Source organism: Streptococcus sp. CCH8-H5 (assembly GCF_001556505.1).
Lineage (GTDB): Bacteria > Bacillota > Bacilli > Lactobacillales > Streptococcaceae > Streptococcus.
Genome location: NZ_LSIZ01000040.1, coordinates 1 through 252, shown reverse-complemented (window position 1 = coordinate 252; position 252 = coordinate 1). Strand labels below are relative to the sequence as shown.

1 protein-coding gene is annotated in these 252 nt (G+C 38.9%); it reads left to right on the top strand.

The genetic code is table 11. The features are described 5' to 3' along the window. Positions 1–85: 85 nt before the first annotated feature. On the top strand, positions 86–252 hold a 167-nt coding region (locus AX663_RS10290; protein ID WP_331708970.1), incomplete at its 3' end, for a biotin/lipoyl-containing protein.

The following is a 252-nucleotide window of genomic DNA, read 5'->3' as shown; positions in this document are numbered from 1 at the left end:
TTAGATAGTTTTACTTGTGTGCAAGCACACTAACGTAAAACTCCTAAAATTCTGTCGCGTTTTAGCGTTCTTAGTATCATAAAATATGGCTTTTGAGATTATTATGCCAAAGCTTGGTGTGGACATGCAGGAAGGCGAAATCATCGAGTGGAAGAAACAAGAGGGTGATGTGGTTAATGAGGGGGATATCCTTCTTGAAATCATGTCAGATAAAACGAACATGGAACTTGAAGCAGAAGATTCTGGTGTTCT